Source organism: Pseudomonas sp. BF-R-01 (assembly GCF_019946615.1).
Taxonomy (GTDB): Bacteria; Pseudomonadota; Gammaproteobacteria; order Pseudomonadales; family Pseudomonadaceae; genus Aquipseudomonas; species Aquipseudomonas migulae.
Genome location: NZ_JAGYFX010000010.1, coordinates 66,607 through 80,873, shown reverse-complemented (window position 1 = coordinate 80,873; position 14,267 = coordinate 66,607). Strand labels below are relative to the sequence as shown.

Below are 14,267 nucleotides of genomic sequence, written 5' to 3'. Positions count from 1 at the left end.
CGCGCCAGATTACGCGCATGCGCCGCCGTGCAGAAGTTGCGTGGGGGAAAAAACGCGGATTGGTCTGCTCGGAGTGGTCCACCGGTATTTCGCGCAATTGGATCTGTAACACCGGCGCATCAGCGCTTACCGTGAAAACATCTATCAATCCACGAGGCACGCCATGACTTCCCGTCTGGATTACTACAGCGCGTCGCCCAAAGCGATGAAAGCGATGATCGCCATGGAGGCGTTGACCAGCAACTTGAGCATCGAGCCGGCGTTGCTGCACCTGATCAAGATCCGCGCCTCGCAGCTCAATGGCTGCGCCTTCTGCACCGACATGCACTCGGTGGACGCGCGACGCCTCGGCGAGACCGACCGGCGCCTGTATTCGATTGTGGTCTGGCGTGACAGCGGCTTTTTCAACCCGCGCGAGCGCGCGGCGCTGGCCTGGACCGAAGCGGTCACCTTGCTCTCGCAAAGCCATGTGCCGGACGATGTCTACGCCCAGGCCCGGGAACAGTTCAGCGAGAGCGAGATGGTCGACCTGACCATCGCCGTCACCACCATCAACAGCTGGAATCGCCTGGCGGTGAGTTTCCGCCAGTCCCCCAGCGCGTGATGACGCTGTCACATCAGGTTCATGAACGTTGCGCAGGATGAGGTTTTCAAAGGACAGATCGACAGGGAGTCATTGATGTCATTCATGGAAACCGCTGGGCGCCAAAGCCCTGCCGAATACCGCTCGCCGGTAGACACCTCGTCATCCATACATGCGCAGGCCGCCGCGCTTGATCCGCAACTGGCGCAAGCGTTCATGGTCAGTGCCCGCTGCGGCTGTTACATGCAGGCGTCGCGCAGTCTCAACATCAAGGCGACGTTGCTGCGCAAGCAGTTGGCGCAACTCGAAGCGCAACTGCAGTGCTCGCTGTTCAGCCATGGCGACAATGGTGTCGCCCTCAGTCGTGAAGGCTTGCAGCTTCAGGCGCAGCTGATTGCCTTGGCCCATGAACGCGACTTGCCGGTGATCGAACAGCCCCTGGTGCGCCTGGCCGTCGCCGAATCGATCCTGCATGACATCCTCGGTCGCGACCTGGTGGCCTTGCTGCGCCGCAACGCCAGTGTGCGTCTGGAGATCATTTCCCTCGACAGCGAGCTGGCCCTGCGCGCCGTCAGCGCCGATGTGGTGGTGTGGCTGGCCGGCACTGATTCGCCACTGCCGGGCCCGAGTTTTGCCGTCAGCGAACCCCGGCGCCTGGCGCGGCTCGACTACCTGCCGCACATTGCCAAGCGTTATTCACGCACTGCGTCACGCCCGGACAACCTCGATGACCTCGCTGATTTCTTGCTGGTGCAATGGCAGCCTCATCGTCAGGTCGAAAGCTTTGTGCCGTGGAATGCGCTGGTGGATCAGCGCCTCGCCGGGGTGGTGCAGTTGCATGCCTATGAGCTGATGCTGGAGATGATCCGATGCAGCGCCTGTATCGGTTTGCTGCCTGGTTACATGAGCCATTTCGACCGTGGTCTGATCGCTCTGCCGGGGTTGTTTGGCCCGCCGATGCAGCGCCAGGTATGGATGGCGGTCAATGCGCAGTCGCAGGATGAGGCGCAGGTGCAGATGATCGTCGAACTGGTTCAAAACACCTTCAACGAGCGCCGGGAGTGGTTCGAAGCCTGACCAATACCAACTGTAGGAGCGAGCCTGCTCGCGATAGCGTCCGGACAGTCAACATCGATGTTGAATGTTATGGCCCTATCGCGAGCAGGCTCACTCCTACATTTGGTATTCGCCATGCTGGAAGATTGCGTTGTAGAGTGGGCGGCCATGTCTGTATCAAGGATGAATCACCCATGCCCGTCACTGACGCTGTCATTACGCTTGAACGCTTCAACGAATCCCACCTCGAAGGCATCACCGCGCTTTACAACGAGCCAGCGATTACCCGGCAAGTGCTGCAAATGCCGTTTCAGTCCATCGAGGTCTGGCGCAAACGCCTGGATCCGGGCAACGAACGGCATGTGCAACTGGTGGCGCTGAGTCAGGGGAGGGTGATCGGCAACATCGGTCTTGAGCAGTTTTCGCGCATCCGCCGCAGTCATGCTGCCAATTTCGGCATGGGTGTCTCTGAGGCGTGGCAGGGCAAGGGTGTTGGCTCGAAGCTGCTGGCCACCGCGCTGGACATCGCCGACAACTGGATGAATCTGCAACGGGTCGAGCTGTCGGTGTACGCCGACAACGAAGCAGCCATCGGTTTGTACCGCAAGTTTGGTTTTGAAACCGAAGGCCTGTTTCGGGACTACGCCGTGCGTGACGGAGTGTTGGTGGACACCTTGAGCATGGCGCGTCTGCGCCGCATGCCCAAGGCCGGTTGATTCACTCGCCCAGTGCAAACGCCACCGCCGCCTGCGCATGCAGTTCGGTGGTGTCGAGCAGGGGCAGGGTGCTGTGTTCGGGTTTGATCAGCAGGCCGATTTCGGTGCAGCCAAGGATGATGACCTGGGCGCCGCGCTGGCTCAGGGATTCGATCACCTGCCGATAAATCCGGCGTGACGCCTCGCTGATCACCCCGACGCACAACTCGTCGTAGATGATCCGGTGCACGGCTTGACGCTCCTCGGCGTCCGGCACCAATACGGTCAGCCCCATCGACGTCAGGCGTTCCTTGAGAAAGTCCTGTTCCATGGTGAACGCAGTCCCCAGCAACCCGACGTTCAGTGCGCCGGCATCCACCGCCGCCTGTCCGGCCGGGTCGGCGATGTGCAGGAACGGAATGTTGATCGCCGCCTGAATCTGCCCGGCGACCTTGTGCATGGTGTTGGTGCACAGCACCACGCAATCGGCGCCGCCAGCCTCTAGCCGCCGCGCGGCATCCACCAGAATCAGCGCCGCATCGTCCCAGCGACCGGCATGCTGGGCCTGTTCGACAGGCCCGAAGTCGACGCTGTACATTAGCAGTTTCGCCGAACGCAACGGCCCGAGCCGGTCGCGTACCTGTTGGTTGATGAGGCGGTAATACTCGGCGCTGGACTCCCAGCTCATGCCGCCGATAAGGCCGATGGTGCGCATGGCGTGCTCCTGTTGATGGCAACCCTTTGTCTGGGAGTATCCCGTGGCGTTTCACGGCTTTCTATCAGGAAATTTCACATGCTGAGCCAAAGGCTGCCGGGCGCTAAAGTCAGCTTGCAACTTCTGCCCCGTGCCGCATACAGCGCCCGCGATCCGGCGCAGTCGCGAACCCTTGGGGTGACGCTGGAGCGCCAGCAGGGTGTGCACGCGATTGACTCGGATCGGCGGGTGGATTTCGATACGTTGCCCGGTGTTCTGGCGTATACCCCGGTGGGCGTCGAAGTGTTTTCCGAATCGTCCAGCGGTGGCGAATACTTGCTGATGCAGCTGGACGAATCATTTGCCGATGAGCAATTGCCCGCCATTGGCCATCGCGTACAGTCTTGCGGCAATCGACAGGCGCTGAGCCTGGCGCGTGAAGTGCGGCGTTTGTTGCTGGCGCCACAACCCGACCTTCTGGCACTGGAGCAATGTGCCCTGGGATTTGTGGGGTTGGCGCAGCCGCAGATCGAAATGGTTCATCGGCCCGCGCCAGCCGCACTCGCCCAAGTGCTGGACCTGATCGCAGGACAATTCCATCTGCCCCTCACGCTGCAACAACTGGCGGCGGCCTACGGCCAGAACGAGCTGCGCTTTCTGCGCGACTTTACCCGGGCCATCGGCCTGACACCGCACGCTTACCTCGTTGAAGTACGACTTCAGGCGGCACGGCGGATGATCGAACACACCCGGCTGAGCCTGGCTGACATCGCCCTTGATGCCGGTTTCGCCCACCAGTCGCACATGGGCAGCGCCTTCCGCAAATTCCTCGCCATGACCCCCAGCCAATACCGCTCACGCTTTTAGTCGTACGCCCGCCGCGCGCATCTGCCATGCTCAAAGTCCGCAGCACTGTTTCAACAAAGGAACACCGCAATGGACGACGTACAACAACTGGGCGAGATGCTTCGCCACTACGCAGACAGCGAAGCGCACAAAAAACAATTGTTCGAGTCGCAATCGGCCGTGTGGGCGACGCGCATTGGCGAGCTGTTCGATCAGATCCAGCAATGGCTGGAACCGGTCCGGGCGCCGAACCTGCTGGAAGTCAGCCGTGAGGCGTATGTCGCTTCGGGGCCGAGTGTTCCGGTCGAGACGTCAACGTTCAAGACCGAGAAACTGGGCATCGTGATCGCCGGCAAACCCGTGGAGTTCGTGCCGGACGTGATGGGTACCGGTGGGCAGATTTCCCTGGCGGTGATGGGCCTGACCGCCGCGCGGTACGGCAGCATTTCGCTGGTGTGCCTGCCGCCGTCCAACAACTGGCAATGGCGCAAGACCAATGGTTTGAAGGACCCGGACACCTTTGCCTTCGACGCGAATTTTCTGGCGCAGCAGTTGCAGAATCTGATCCCTAGAGATCGCGGCTGATCCGAGACCGCCATCGCTGGCAAGCCAGCTCTTACAGGGGATGCGTCGCACTTGTAGGAGCTGGCTTGCCAGCGATGGGGTCATCAGCTTCGAATCACATATCCAGATTCACCCATCCCGGTTTTGCCACTTCCGGCGCAACCGCCTTCACCACTTTCCCCGTCGCCAACTCCACCCGTCGTGCCACCTCCGGGTCATCGGCAAACGGGATCAGGCTCGCTTCCTCCAGACTTTCTGCCGTCTGCTGCTTCAGGCAGTACTCGACCGCCAGCCAAAGCCCCGCAACACCCACGATATTCAACACGATCTCGAACATCTCAGCTCCTCGCCTCAGGCAATCCGTGCATCACGTTCAGCCATCGCCACGTCGGAAACCCGTACCGTGCGCCAGGCGTTGTACGCCATCAACAGCATGCCGCTGAGGAAGAACACGCCGCCGGCAAACCGCACCACAAATCCCGGATGACTGGCCTGCAAGGCTTCGACGAAGGAATAGGTCAGCGTGCCGTCGTCGTTGATCGCGCGCCACATCAGGCCCTGGGTGATGCCGTTGACCCACATCGAGGCGATGTACAGCACAGTGCCGATGGTCGCCAGCCAGAAGTGCAGGTTGATCAGCGGCGTGCTGTACATCTGCTCGCGGCCGAAGACTTTCGGAATCATATGGTAGACCGCGCCGAAGGTGATCATCGCCACCCAACCGAGGGCGCCGGCGTGCACGTGGCCGATGGTCCAGTCGGTGTAGTGGGAGAGGGCGTTCACGGTTTTGATCGCCATCATCGGCCCCTCGAAGGTCGACATGCCGTAGAAGGCCAGCGACAGCACCAGAAAACGCAAAATCGGATCGGTGCGCAATTTATGCCAGGCGCCCGAGAGCGTCATCATGCCGTTGATCATCCCGCCCCAGCTCGGCGCCAACAGGATCAGCGACATGGCCATGCCCAACGACTGCGCCCAGTCCGGCAACGCGGTGTAGTGCAAATGGTGCGGGCCGGCCCAGATGTACAGGGTGATCAACGCCCAGAAATGCACGATGGACAAGCGATAGGAGTACACCGGCCGCCCGACCTGTTTCGGCACGAAGTAATACATCATCCCGAGGAACCCGGTCGTCAGGAAAAACCCCACCGCGTTATGCCCGTACCACCACTGCACCATGGCGTCGGTGGCGCCGGAATACACCGGGTAGGACTTGAACCAGTCCACCGGAATCGACAGGTGATTGACCACGTGCAGCATGGCGATCACCACGATGAACGCGCCGAAAAACCAGTTGCCGACGTAAATGTGATGGGTCTTGCGTTGCACTACCGTCGTGAAAAACACCACGGCGTACGCCACCCAGACCACGGTCATCCACACCGCGCCGGAGAACTCGATCTCGGCGTATTCCTTGGTAGTGGTGTAGCCCAGCGGAAGGGTGATCAGCATCACCACGATGACCGATTGCCAACCCCAGAAGGTGAAGGCGGCGAGGGTGTCCGAGTACAGCCGCACCTGGCAGGTACGCTGCACTGCGTAATAACTGGCGGCGAACTGCGCGCTGCCGGCAAAGCCGAAAATCACCAGGCTGGTGTGCAGCGGACGCAAACGCCCGAACGAGGTCCAAGGCAGGTCGAGGTTCATCTCGGGCCACACCAGTTGCGAGGCGATCCACACCCCCATCGCCATCCCCACGACGCCCCAGAAAATGGTCGCCACGACGAATTGGCGGACGACCTTGTAGTTATAGGCCTGTCCGATTGTTGCTGTGCTCATGGTCAATGCTTCCACGGTTGCAAAGTCTTGCCAGGCCACCCGGACTGGCATGCCGTGAACTGTAGAAACCTCATCGAAAACAAAACAGATTCAGGAAAGCGCAATTAATACGGATCAGATAAAGGCGCCGTACCTGTCAGAGTTGACAGTATCGGTGGATTGAATCCAGCGGTTTAATAAACCCGCTGACGCATTGGGTAGTGGTGAGTTCCAGTGGTTGCGTTCAAGGCAAGTCAGCCCTGCCGGTCATGGCGATCAGGAGGGGCACTTTCATACAGGATGTTCTGAACTCAAGGGTGAACCAATGACAACTTTCACTTATACAGGCCCCAAGGCGCCTGCCGATGACGCGTCCGTGATGCCCGATATTCGCGGTAAAAAGATATTCATGGGTTTTTGGCATAACTGGGGGCCGAGTGCCGGGTATCAAGGCGGATTGACGGGGGAAGTGCAACTGGAAGACATCCCCGTCGAATACAACGTTGTGGCCGTCGCGTTCATGAAGGGGGCCGGTATCCCGACATTCAAGCCATACAATCAAACCGATGCGGAGTTTCGGCGTCAGGTCGGCGTACTCAACAAGCAAGGTCGCGCGGTGCTGATTTCACTGGGGGGCGCCGATGCCCACATTGAGCTGCGTAATGGTCAGGAACAGGCGTTTGCCGCTGAAATTATCCGATTGGCGGAAGTCTATGGTTTTGATGGGTTGGACATCGATCTGGAGCAGACTGCTATCGATTTTGCCGATAACAATAAGGTGATTCCGGCGGCGCTTAAACTGGTCAGGGAACACTACGCGAAGGAAGGCAAGCATTTCATCATCAGCATGGCGCCGGAGTTTCCGCACTTGGTAACGAGTGGCAAGTACGTACCGTATTTGACTGCGCTGAAGGACCATTACGACTTCATTGCCCCGCAATACTACAACCAGAACGGTGATGGGCTTTATGTGCCAGGCCTTAATCCACCCTGGCTGGCGCAAAACGATGGCGTGCGCAAGGAAGAGTTCCTCTACTACCTGACCACCGCATTGGTAACAGGTACTTATGGGTTCACCAAAATCCCTGCCGACAAATTTGTTATCGGCTTGCCCAGCAGTATCGATGCAGCCGCCAACGGGTATGTAGTGGATCCCGCTTTTGTGAAAAATGCACTCAAACGACTGGTAAAAGACGGCAACGGGATCAGAGGCTTGATGACGTGGTCGTGCAGTTGGGAGTGTGGCACCAACAAGGCCGGTGATTCGTACGATTGGCGCTTCAAAAGGATTTACGCACCCATCGTTGATGAGATGTCGAAACAACCTCAGTAGTGATCCATAAAACTGATATGGTTTTTTTGAAGTCTCCTGAATCTGTAATGTTTTTCCGGTGCCCCTCATAGTCGCCTCATCGAAAACGAGCCAAAGAGCCCGTCCCATCCTGATGAGGTAGCCACATGTATCAGTACGACGACTATGACCGGGCGCTGGTCTTCGAGCGGGTTGCGCAGTTTCGTGATCAGGTCGAACGCTTCACGGCAGGCGAGTTGAGCGAAGAGGAATTCCTGCCGTTGCGCTTGCAGAATGGCCTGTACATGCAAAAGCACGCGTACATGCTGCGCGTGGCCATTCCCTACGGCACGCTGAGCGCGCAACAGATGCGTACGCTGGCGAGCATCGCCCGGGATTACGACCGTGGCTACGGCCACTTCACCACCCGGCAGAACATGCAGTTCAACTGGATCGAGCTGGCCCAGGTGCCGGAAATCCTCGAACGCCTGGCCCAGGTAGAAATGCACGCGATCCAGACGTCCGGCAACTGCGTGCGCAACATCACCACCGAAGCCTTCGCCGGAGTTGCGGCGGACGAGTTGATCGACCCGCGACCGCTGGCGGAAATCCTGCGCCAATGGTCGACGATCAACCCGGAGTTCCTGTTCCTGCCACGCAAATTCAAGATCGCCATCTGCTCGGCCGTACAGGACCGCGCGGCGATCATGATGCACGACATCGGTCTTTATCTTTACCCCGGCGCCGACGGACAAATGCTCCTGCGGGTGATCGTTGGCGGTGGTTTGGGACGCACGCCGATTCTTGGCCTGCAGATTCGCGAAGGCTTGCCGTGGCAGCATTTGCTGTCGTATGTCGAAGCGGTGCTGCGGGTCTACAACCGCCACGGTCGGCGGGACAACAAGTACAAGGCGCGGATCAAGATTCTGGTCAAGGCACTCGGGATCGACGCTTTCGCCAGGGAAGTGGAGGAGGAGTGGCAGCATCTCAAAGACGGTCCGGCGCAGTTGACCGGCGATGAATATGCGCGTGTCGCCAGTGCCTTCGTGCCGCCGGATTACCGTTCGCTGTCCAGTACTGACCTGGAGTTCGGCACCCGCCTGGCCGAAAACAGTGCATTCGCCCGCTGGGTCTCGCGCAACGTCCAGCCGCACAAGGTGCCGGGCTACGCCAGTGTGGTGCTGTCGACCAAACCGGGCAGTGCTTCGCCGCCGGGAGATGTCACCAGCGAACAAATGGATGCCGTGGCCGCGTGGTCCGAGCAATTCGGTTTCGGCGAAATCCGGATTGCCCATGAACAGAACATCGTCCTGCCGGACGTACCGAAGTCGGACCTGTTCACGCTCTGGCGTGTGGCTTGCGAGCACGGGTTGGGCAGTGCCAATGTCGGTTTGCTGACCGACATCATCGCGTGCCCCGGCGGCGATTTCTGTGCATTGGCCAACGCCAAGTCGATCCCCATTGCGCAAGGCATTCAGGCGCGTTTTGACGACCTGGATTATCTGCACGATCTGGGCGACATCAGCCTCAATATTTCCGGTTGCATGAACGCCTGCGGTCATCACCACATCGGCAATATCGGCATTCTTGGCGTCGACAAGAACGGCAGCGAGTGGTACCAGATCACCCTCGGCGGCGCTCAGGGCAAGAACAGCGCGTTGGGCAAAGTCATCGGCCCATCCTTCAGCGCGGCTGAAGTGCCCGACGTGATCGAGCGGATCATCGCCACGTTCGTGCGTTACCGCGAGAGTGAGGAACTGTTCGTCGACACGTTGCAGCGCCTGGGTCTGGAGCCGTTCAAAGAGGCGGTCTATCCGAAGTTGCTGGAGGTGTCGGCATGAACAATCTGCTACGACTGGAGGCCGGTGTGGCGCGGATCGATAGCGCCGATCCGTGGACCCTGGTCAGGGATCCAGCCACCGGATTACCTTCAGGTCCGGTGATAGTGCCGCTGGCCTGCTGGCTGGAGGAACCCGGGCAGCAGGGCGTGTGGCTGGGGCCGGACGATGAGGTGGAAAGCCTCAAACCGTGGTTCGACCAACTGCCGCTGATTGCGCTGGACTTCCCGAGTTTTCGCGACGGTCGTGGTTACAGCCAGGCGTATTTGCTGCGCACCCGATTGGGCTGGACCGGCGAACTGCGCGCGGTCGGCGATGTCCTGCGCGATCAACTCAGCCACATGCGCCAATGCGGGTTCGACAGCTTTGCGGTGCGCGTGGACAAGTCCGCCGAGGACGCGCTCAAGGGGCTCGCGGGCATGAGCGTGTTGTATGGCCGCTCGGTGATCGAGCCACGACCGTTGTTTCGGCGGCGCTGACAACCACACGACTTTTTGCTTTGGCCGGGGACCCCGTTTTGATAGAGTCCGCGCCTCATAAGGAAGCGGGTCAAAGAAAGGAGTCTGGTTTGAGCGCGGGCAAGAAAGTTTTAGGGCTGGTCGCAGTGTTGCTGATGGCGGCCCTGTGGGGCAGTTATGTGTATCTGTTCCAGGAGAACCGTGACGGGCAACTCGGGGCGTCAGCCGACAGTTCCGCCTGGTGCGGTACGCCACCGGCCAGCGATGCGGCGGCGCTGGGCAAGGATCACCTGACCCTGCGCATCACCAACAATGTACGGGGCGATTTCATGCTCTCGGGTGCGGTCATCGTCTCCGAGCGCACTTTCGATCGGTATGACCTGGGCCGCAACGAGTTGCGCCTGCGCCTGGAACCTCTTCAATGGTCCTACGGCGTCACGCCGATCTTCCTTGAGCAGGTCAGGATCAAACCGCTGAGTCGCAACCTCTCTTCGCTCGACAAAAGCGCCTACGCCGAGCTTGAATCCCGGCCCATCGGCGTGCAGGGGCGGGCGGCGGCGTTTCCGTTCGACACCTGGCGCTATGGCTACAAACCGGTGCTGTACATCCTCAAGGGCAATGAACGGATCGACCTGAAGTTCAAACGCATCACCACCCTCATGGAGATGTCCAACACCTTCACGCCGATTCAAAAGTACAACCGGGTCGAATACATCAACGAGAAAAACTCATTGGTTCGCGAGGACGATTACAAGCCCTACGCGGCCAATGAGTGCGCCTTCAGTGTCGAGCGCAAAGGCTCGTTCAAGGTGATCGTGCTGCTGTTGTTGCTGGTGATCTGCCTGCCGCTGATGCACGTGTTTTACCGCGACGAACCGGGCATCGATTTTCTCGCGACACTGGTGAGTATCGGCGCGATCCGCGTGCTGTTGGTGGGACCGCTGGAGGACTTCCAGTTGTACAACATCGACTTCCTGTTCGGCGCCGCGATTCTGTTGGTGGGCACGGTGTCGTTGATCAAGGCGATGCGGGCGAACAGTCGGCGGGAGTTGGCGTTGAAGAGTGGTTCGTCCTGGTGATACCGAGGCGAGGCTATCGCCAGCAAGCTGGCTCCTACAGGGGTATGCGATCTCTGTAGGAGCCGGCTTGCCGGCGATGGGGCCCCCGGATCACTTCAACGCAGGATCCCCCATGTTCATCTTCTTCCAGCCTTGCAACAGCACCTGGGCCTTGGGCTCCTGTCCGTTTTCCAGGTAGTACTGGATCAACGACAACCGCGCATTGCGGTTCGCCGGTTGTACCTTCAACAACCGTTCCAGTTCCTCGCAGGCCTCATCGACCTTGCCGCTGTCATGCAGCGCCACCGCCAGCACGTAGCCGAACTGCGCGCTCTGGGGTTCCAGGCCAGCGGCTTTGCGCAGCACCGGCATGGCCTGGGCCGTTTTGCCCGCTCGTATCAGCGACAACCCTTGGGTATGCAGCAGCAAAGCGGCGTCCGGATGCTCCTTGATGCCCTGTTCCAGCAGGGCCTGTGCCTCCTGACTACGCCCACTGGCTTCGAGCCACTGCACCAGCGTCACCAGCGCCGGGTAAAAGTCCGGATCGCGCTGGAGCGCCGTGCGCAGCAGCGCTTCAACTTCAGCGCTGCGACCGCTGGCCTGATACAGCATGGCGAGGTTGAGGTTGGCTTCCGCGCGTTCGGCCAGGCTCTTTTGCACAGCCTCATACTCGGCGATGGCGGCGTTCCAGTTCGCCTGAGCGCTGCCCAAACCGTCGCGGGCGACGCTGAGCAGATCCCGGGCGGCAGCGATGCGTACCGCTTTGACCGGGTCACCCAGTAACGGTGTCAGCAGTGGTGCGCGCTCCGGCGGCGGGAGGAACGCGCTGATCGCCCGAACGGCGCTTTCACGCACTTGCGGTGCCGGGTTGCGCAAGTCCTGAGTCGCCAGTTTCAACGCCTGTTCGCTGGGGTACAGCGGCAACTCGGCCAGCAGCGTTGCGCGCTGGATCGCCGGCAGGTTGCTGCGTTGCAGCTGTTCGTACAAGGCTTGCGCCGCGCCGGGCTGACCGTTGCGAATCAGCCACAGGCTTTCGTCGTAACGCGGCGCCTGGGGGGCGGCTGCGGTGTTCCAGAGCTTGAATTGTTCAGTGATTTTGTCACCGGCCTTGCCCTGATGGCAGGTCAGGCAGGCGTCCGGCGTGCCAAGTTTTTTCGCCCGCTCAGGGTTGGGAATACTGAAGCTGTGGTCATGCCGAAAGTCATTGCCCATGTAGAACTTGCCGGGCATGTGGCAATCCACGCACTGCGAACCCGGTTGCCCCATGGCGTGGTGGGTGTGCTCGACCGAATCATAGTTTTTCGCCTGCAAGCCCTTGCCCTCGACACCGGCCACCGAGGTTTTGCCGGCGTTGTTGTGGCATTGCAGGCAGACGCCGTTGCCCGGTGCCTTGAGTTCGTTGCTGTGGGGGTTGTGGCAGTTGCTGCAGCGCACGCCCTTGTCGAACATTTTGCTCTGGGCGAAGGAGCCGTGTTCGAACACTTCGTCCTTGATCTTGCCATCCAGCGCATACAACTCGCGGGTCAGGGGGCTGGGCAGATAGTCATCCATCAGGCGCTTGCCGACGGTAAAACCATCACCCAGCGGTGCGCGCCGGGAGTGGCAGCGGGCGCAGGTTTCGATCTCGACGGTCGCGTCCTTGTCCTTGAGGTCGACGGCGAAACCGGCGTGGATCAAATCAGTCTTTTTCGCGGTCCATTCCAGGTGGCTGGACGCCGGACCGTGGCACGCCTGACAACCCACGCCAAGGCTGTTCCACTGACTGCCAAAGGTGTTTTTAGCCGCATCGAAGTTGCGTTTGTAGCCGGTGGTATGGCACTCGACGCACATGAAATTGGCGTTCTGGCTCGGCTTGCTCCAGTGCAACGGGTTCTTGAAGTTCACACCCTGGCTCGGATAGAGGTGAAACCAGCGGTGTTTCTCGGTATCCCAGGCGACGCCCAACGCCTGCAACCGACCGTCACCGACCTCAATCAAATACTGCTGCAACGGCGCGATGCCAAAGGTGTAGGCGACCTTGAAGTCAGCTTTGTTGCCATCAATGCCCGGCGTGTTGACCCAGAATTCGTCGTTCTTGCGCGAAAACCGGGTCGTCTCGTTTTCGGCCTTGAAGGTGACGTTGTTGAAGTCGCCGAGCATCGTCCCGGCACTGGCTTCCTGCATCGCCAATTGGTGATGCGAGCCTTGCCAGTCCTTCACTTGTTCGCTGTGGCAAGCCTGGCACTGTTGCTCATCGACCATCTTCGCCGGCGCGGCGACCACGGGTTTTTCAGGAGCAATGACCGGTGTACTGAGCGGCGGCGCATAGGTCACCGGGGCCGGTTGGCTGCTGAACAGAAACCAGCCAATGCCCGCGATCGCCAGGAGCAACACGCTGATGAGAACGGGAAACAGATAACGAGAAAACGAAGTCGGTGACGAATCAGGGTTTGGGGCGGCTGCTTTATTTTTATGTTTCGGCATTGCGACTTCCATAGTCCGGGTGCGTTTGCCGTCAGGCGCGCGTTCTAGCTCGATGCAGCTTTGACGGATGCCGGGCGTCTGTCAAATGACAGGTGTGATCCTCTGCGCGGCGATAGATGAATGTTGTGATTCTGCACAACAAAACGCGCTGCATTAGCTATACCTGTTAAACCGTTTCCAAACCGTAGTCGACCGCCCTACAGGAGTTACCGCATGAAGCTTGCATTGATGATGAGTACATTGTGTATTGCCTCGATCGGCGTAGTTGGCTGCGCCAGCAAAAAGGTCGAGCCAGACGAGTATTCAGGCTTCCTCAAAAATTACAGCCAACTCCAGGAAGCCAAATCACCTTCGGGTGCAGTAGTGATGCGCTGGATCGATCCGAAAGTTGACATCAAGAAATTCCAAAGCGTGTACATCGAGCCGACCCAGCTGTATCCCAAGCCTCAGCCGACGGCAAAAATCCCTCAGACCACCCTGAACGGAATCACCAGTTATTACGATCAGGCGCTCAAACGCGAAATCGGCAAATCCCTGCCTCTGGCCTCAGGCCCTGGCCCGGGTGTGATTGTGGTGCGCGCCGCGATCACTGCCGTGAGCAGCAAGACCGAAGGGCTGAAACCTTATGAAGTGATCCCGATTGCGCTGGTGGCAGCGGCGGTGAGTACTGCCAGCGGTATTCGTGATCAGCAGACCGACCTGGCCACCGAAGCGGTGTTCCTCGACGGCGGCAGCAATAAAGTCGTGGCCCAGGTCGTGCGCAAGGGCACCGGCAAACCGCTGGAAAACGAATCGCAGGTGATGAAGGCCGATGACGTGAAAAGCGTGATCGATGGCTGGGCTGCGGATATGCATCAGTCGTATCTGAAGCTCAAATCCAAATAATGTATCGGGGCTGAGGGCCCCTTCGCGAGCAAGCCCGCTCCCACATTGGATTTGTGATCGACACACAACCCATGTGGG

14 protein-coding genes are annotated in these 14,267 nt (G+C 59.7%); 10 read left to right on the top strand and 4 right to left on the bottom strand.

Annotated elements, in window-relative coordinates; translation table 11 throughout:
- The first annotated feature begins 163 nt into the window (after positions 1 to 163).
- The 3 genes from KGB27_RS06755 (at position 164) to KGB27_RS06745 (ending at position 2,355) form a co-directional block, all read left to right on the top strand.
- Entirely contained in the window at positions 164 to 604 is a 441-nt protein-coding gene (locus tag KGB27_RS06755; protein WP_008030139.1) for a carboxymuconolactone decarboxylase family protein, read from the top strand.
- A gap of 75 nt (positions 605 to 679) precedes the next feature.
- The gene (locus tag KGB27_RS06750) at positions 680 to 1,660 is read left to right on the top strand and encodes a LysR family transcriptional regulator (RefSeq protein WP_223553667.1); all 981 of its coding nucleotides are present in this window, start codon (positions 680 to 682) and stop codon (positions 1,658 to 1,660) included.
- A 173-nt stretch (positions 1,661 to 1,833) separates the two neighbouring features.
- Positions 1,834 to 2,355 carry a GNAT family N-acetyltransferase gene (locus KGB27_RS06745; protein ID WP_223434580.1) on the top strand — a complete coding sequence of 174 codons (522 nt, stop codon included), beginning with the start codon at positions 1,834 to 1,836 and terminating at the stop codon, positions 2,353 to 2,355.
- 1 nt (position 2,356) lies between these two features.
- Here KGB27_RS06745 and KGB27_RS06740 read toward each other — a convergent pair whose 3' ends face one another.
- Entirely contained in the window at positions 2,357 to 3,049 is a 693-nt protein-coding gene (locus KGB27_RS06740) for an aspartate/glutamate racemase family protein (protein WP_008042910.1), read from the bottom strand.
- Between the two features lie 78 nt (positions 3,050 to 3,127).
- Here KGB27_RS06740 and KGB27_RS06735 point away from each other — a divergent pair, with 78 nt between their 5' ends.
- Both KGB27_RS06735 and KGB27_RS06730 read left to right on the top strand, forming a co-directional pair.
- Entirely contained in the window at positions 3,128 to 3,895 is a 768-nt protein-coding gene (locus KGB27_RS06735) for a helix-turn-helix domain-containing protein (RefSeq protein ID WP_223553665.1), read from the top strand.
- A gap of 69 nt (positions 3,896 to 3,964) precedes the next feature.
- Positions 3,965 to 4,459, top strand: a complete 495-nt coding sequence (locus KGB27_RS06730; RefSeq protein ID WP_008042914.1) for a hypothetical protein — start codon at positions 3,965 to 3,967, stop codon at positions 4,457 to 4,459.
- Positions 4,460 to 4,553: 94 nt separating this feature from the next.
- On the opposite strand, the gene KGB27_RS06725 is transcribed toward KGB27_RS06730, so the two are convergent.
- Both KGB27_RS06725 and ccoN read right to left on the bottom strand, forming a co-directional pair.
- Positions 4,554 to 4,775 (bottom strand): cbb3-type cytochrome c oxidase subunit 3, encoded by a 222-nt coding sequence (locus KGB27_RS06725; protein WP_192416470.1) that lies wholly within the window; start codon positions 4,773 to 4,775, stop codon positions 4,554 to 4,556.
- Positions 4,776 to 4,789: 14 nt separating this feature from the next.
- Positions 4,790 to 6,217, bottom strand: coding sequence for a cytochrome-c oxidase, cbb3-type subunit I (ccoN, locus tag KGB27_RS06720; protein ID WP_008030155.1), 1,428 nt, complete (start codon positions 6,215 to 6,217; stop codon positions 4,790 to 4,792).
- A gap of 304 nt (positions 6,218 to 6,521) precedes the next feature.
- Here ccoN and KGB27_RS06715 point away from each other — a divergent pair, with 304 nt between their 5' ends.
- The 4 genes from KGB27_RS06715 to KGB27_RS06700 all read left to right on the top strand — a co-directional run bounded on the left by KGB27_RS06715 (position 6,522) and on the right by KGB27_RS06700 (position 10,862).
- A complete protein-coding gene (locus KGB27_RS06715; protein ID WP_223553663.1) occupies positions 6,522 to 7,529 on the top strand; it encodes a glycosyl hydrolase family 18 protein in 1,008 nt (335 codons plus the stop codon).
- Positions 7,530 to 7,654: 125 nt separating this feature from the next.
- Positions 7,655 to 9,328: a nitrite/sulfite reductase gene (locus tag KGB27_RS06710; protein WP_223553661.1), complete on the top strand. Its 1,674-nt coding sequence runs from the start codon at positions 7,655 to 7,657 to the stop codon at positions 9,326 to 9,328.
- Entirely contained in the window at positions 9,325 to 9,804 is a 480-nt protein-coding gene (locus KGB27_RS06705) for a DUF934 domain-containing protein (RefSeq protein WP_223553658.1), read from the top strand. The genes KGB27_RS06710 and KGB27_RS06705 overlap by 4 nt, the downstream gene beginning before the upstream one ends.
- Positions 9,805 to 9,893: 89 nt before the next feature.
- Positions 9,894 to 10,862 carry a hypothetical protein gene (locus tag KGB27_RS06700; protein ID WP_207284255.1) on the top strand — a complete coding sequence of 323 codons (969 nt, stop codon included), beginning with the start codon at positions 9,894 to 9,896 and terminating at the stop codon, positions 10,860 to 10,862.
- Positions 10,863 to 10,952: 90 nt separating this feature from the next.
- On the opposite strand, the gene KGB27_RS06695 is transcribed toward KGB27_RS06700, so the two are convergent.
- A complete protein-coding gene (locus KGB27_RS06695; protein ID WP_223553656.1) occupies positions 10,953 to 13,304 on the bottom strand; it encodes a tetratricopeptide repeat protein in 2,352 nt (783 codons plus the stop codon).
- A 213-nt stretch (positions 13,305 to 13,517) separates the two neighbouring features.
- On the opposite strand from KGB27_RS06695, the gene KGB27_RS06690 reads away from it, so the two are divergent.
- Complete coding sequence (locus KGB27_RS06690; protein WP_008036344.1) at positions 13,518 to 14,189, top strand: DUF3313 domain-containing protein; 672 nt, start codon at positions 13,518 to 13,520, stop codon at positions 14,187 to 14,189.
- Positions 14,190 to 14,267: the final 78 nt, after the last annotated feature.

Bases quoted from the DNA above. Each gene is read 5' to 3' on its own strand.
- KGB27_RS06755 (WP_008030139.1), top strand. From the start codon at position 164: ATGACTTCCCGTCTGGATTACTACAGCGCGTCGCCCAAAGCGATGAAA.
- KGB27_RS06750 (WP_223553667.1), top strand. From the start codon at position 680: ATGTCATTCATGGAAACCGCTGGGCGCCAAAGCCCTGCCGAATACCGC.
- KGB27_RS06745 (WP_223434580.1), top strand. From the start codon at position 1,834: ATGCCCGTCACTGACGCTGTCATTACGCTTGAACGCTTCAACGAATCC.
- KGB27_RS06740 (WP_008042910.1), bottom strand. From the start codon at position 3,049: ATGCGCACCATCGGCCTTATCGGCGGCATGAGCTGGGAGTCCAGCGCC.
- KGB27_RS06735 (WP_223553665.1), top strand. From the start codon at position 3,128: ATGCTGAGCCAAAGGCTGCCGGGCGCTAAAGTCAGCTTGCAACTTCTG.
- KGB27_RS06730 (WP_008042914.1), top strand. From the start codon at position 3,965: ATGGACGACGTACAACAACTGGGCGAGATGCTTCGCCACTACGCAGAC.
- KGB27_RS06725 (WP_192416470.1), bottom strand. From the start codon at position 4,775: ATGTTCGAGATCGTGTTGAATATCGTGGGTGTTGCGGGGCTTTGGCTG.
- ccoN (WP_008030155.1), bottom strand. From the start codon at position 6,217: ATGAGCACAGCAACAATCGGACAGGCCTATAACTACAAGGTCGTCCGC.
- KGB27_RS06715 (WP_223553663.1), top strand. From the start codon at position 6,522: ATGACAACTTTCACTTATACAGGCCCCAAGGCGCCTGCCGATGACGCG.
- KGB27_RS06710 (WP_223553661.1), top strand. From the start codon at position 7,655: ATGTATCAGTACGACGACTATGACCGGGCGCTGGTCTTCGAGCGGGTT.
- KGB27_RS06705 (WP_223553658.1), top strand. From the start codon at position 9,325: ATGAACAATCTGCTACGACTGGAGGCCGGTGTGGCGCGGATCGATAGC.
- KGB27_RS06695 (WP_223553656.1), bottom strand. From the start codon at position 13,304: ATGCCGAAACATAAAAATAAAGCAGCCGCCCCAAACCCTGATTCGTCA.
- KGB27_RS06690 (WP_008036344.1), top strand. From the start codon at position 13,518: ATGAAGCTTGCATTGATGATGAGTACATTGTGTATTGCCTCGATCGGC.